The sequence below is a fragment of the Ruegeria profundi genome, assembly GCF_001507545.1.
GTDB classification, from domain to species: Bacteria; Pseudomonadota; Alphaproteobacteria; order Rhodobacterales; family Rhodobacteraceae; genus Ruegeria; species Ruegeria profundi.
The window spans coordinates 1-2516 of the sequence record NZ_LQBP01000027.1; the positions used below are offsets into that span (position 1 = coordinate 1).

General features: G+C 64.0%; 2 protein-coding genes. Both read right to left on the minus strand.

Translation table 11 applies throughout. The annotated features are described in order from the left end of the window. Positions 1 to 298: 298 nt before the first annotated feature. Entirely contained in the window at positions 299 to 1501 is a 1203-nt protein-coding gene (locus AVO44_RS20480) for an IS91 family transposase (protein WP_068341337.1), read from the minus strand. Between the two features lie 12 nt (positions 1502 to 1513). Then, positions 1514 to 2386, minus strand: coding sequence for a tyrosine-type recombinase/integrase (locus AVO44_RS20485; protein WP_068341339.1), 873 nt, complete (start codon positions 2384 to 2386; stop codon positions 1514 to 1516). Positions 2387 to 2516: the final 130 nt, after the last annotated feature.

A 2516-nucleotide genomic window follows, 5' to 3' on the forward strand; every position in this document is an offset into this window, starting at 1 on the left:
GTCTAAGGTTTGTGGCTGCTGTCAGCGTGAGCTGCAGCGGCGATAAATCTGACAAGGAGGAAAGCGCGGGCAGATTTCGGTGCTATGGGGATTGTGGCTCAGGGCTTGGGTCAACGGTGCGGTGAACAGCGAAGCCTGCCATGCTGATCCGCGCAGGCGCGTTGATCTTTCTGGTGCCGTGTCGCGTGTCGGCCCATTTCTCTGTGGCCATGGGCCTTGTGCGGCGCTGTTTTTGGCGGACTGGCCGCGTTGACTGGTCCGGCGCGTCCATCTGGCGGGGCCGGGTGTGACGGTTGGATCATGCGGCGTCCTCCCATGGCGGTGCGCGGGATTTGGGGATTTGGCCGCGCAGGAAGGTTGCGATAATGATCATGGCCCCGCCGCATTTCGGGCAAGGCGGAAGAGCGGCCCGGTCATCGGGGTCGTCGCTCGTCCCTTCATGCGGTGCCCGGTCGGGTGCTGGCTCCGTCTCCAACAAGCGCCGGGTCTTCTCGATCCTGTCGCGGCGGATGCCATTGGCCAGGAACCCCGCGTGGCGGATGCGGTGGAAGCCGGAGGGCAGGACATGGATCAGGAAGCGGCGGATGAACTCGTCCGTGGGCAGGCGCATGACCTTCATGCGGTCCCCGCGCCTGATGCGGTAGTCCTTCCAGCGGAAGGACACCGTGTCGCCATCGGTACTGATAAGCCGGTGGTTAGAGATCGCGACCCGGTGCGTGTAGCGGCCGAGATAGGCCAGCACGGCCTCCGGCCCGCCGAAGGGCGGTTTGGCGTAAACGACCCAGTTGGTTTTGCGCAGCGGCGCGAGATGGGCGGCGAAGGCATCGGGATCGACCAGTTCCGGCAGATCGCCGAAGAAGCGCAGCTTGCCGGTCCGGTGCAACCTCATCAGTCCCTCGAGGAACAGCCGCCGGAACAGCCGCGACAGGACCTTCACCGGCAGGAAGAACCCCGGACGGCAACCGATCCACCGGGCGCCATCAGGCGACAAACCACCCCCTGGCACGATGACGTGCACATGCGGGTGGTGGGTCATCGCCGAGCCCCAGGTATGCAGCACGCTGGTCATGCCGATCCGCGCGCCGAGATGCTTCGGATCGGCGGCGATGGTCAGCAATGTCTGGGCCGAGGCCTTGAACAGCAGACCATAGACCGCCGCCTTGTTGTGATACGCGATATCCGCAATCGGCGCAGGCAGCGTAAACACCACGTGGAAGTACTCGACAGGCAACAGGTCCGCGATCCGCGCCTGCATCCACTCCCGCGATGCGGCCCCCTGACACTTCGGGCAATGGCGATTGCGGCACGAGTTGTAGGCGATGTGCTCATGGCCGCAATCGGTACAGGCCGCAACATGACCGCCAAGCGCGGCAGTGCGGCAAGTCTCGATCGCGGACATCACCTTCAACTGCGGCAGGTTCAGATGCCCTGCATGGTCCCGGCGATAGGCAGGTCCATGGGCGTGGAAGATATCCGCGACCTCCAGTCTGGGGCGGGGCATGGAACAGGCGCGTTAGCCTGCCTCACTCTTCCGTCGCACCAGCAGATCGAGCGGGCTGGTGACATCCCGGATCGTCTTGGTCGCCACCTTGGTATAGATCGTCGTGGTCTCCAGCTTTGCATGCCCGAGCAGCACCTGAATCACCCGGATGTCCGTCCCATCCTCCAGCAGATGTGTGGCGAAGCTGTGCCGCAGCGTATGCGGCGACACCTTCTTTTTGAGCCCGGCGAAGTCACAGGCCACCCCGAAGGCGCGGTTGAACTGCCGCGTCGAGATCGGATCGACCCGGTTGCGGCCGGGAAAGAACCAGCCCGCCGGCCGTGCCTCGCGATAATAGTCACGCAGCAGGTCAAGAAGGGCTGGCGACAGCATCACGTGTCGATCCTTGCGCCCCTTGCCCTGTTCGACACGGATCAGCATGCGGTCGCTGTCGATGTCGCCGACCTTGAGATGCGTGACCTCGCTTGCCCGCAGCCCGCCGCCATAGGCCACGCTGAAGGCGGCACGGTACCTCAGCCCGGGCCCAGGTGCCGCTTCGAGAATGCGCGTGACCTCCTCGGCGCTGAGCACAACTGGGATCTTTTTTGCAGCGCGCTGATAGCGCATGTGCCGCTTCATCTCCGGCCTCAGGCACGTGGTCGCGAAGAAGAAGCTGAGCACCGTCAGACGGTTGTTGAAGGTCGGCGCACCAACGCCGCGCTCCTTCATGTCGAGCTGAAACGCGCGCAATTCCTCCGGCGTCGCGGTATCGGGCGAATGCCCCAGAAACCGCGTGAACTCCCGCATCGCCCGCAGGTACATCGTCTGCGTCTTGGGTTGCAGCCCCTTGATCCGCATATCCTCGAGAAACCGCTGGCGCAGCGCGGGCACGTATTGGTCTGTCATCGGAACCTCCTGTCATCAGATTGAGAAGGCCCCAATCGTCAGGCAGACGCGCCCATCTACAAAATCTCTGTGCCCCAATCAGTGCCCAGCGAACGCCACCAGCGCCAATACCGCGAGAGCGGTTTCGTCC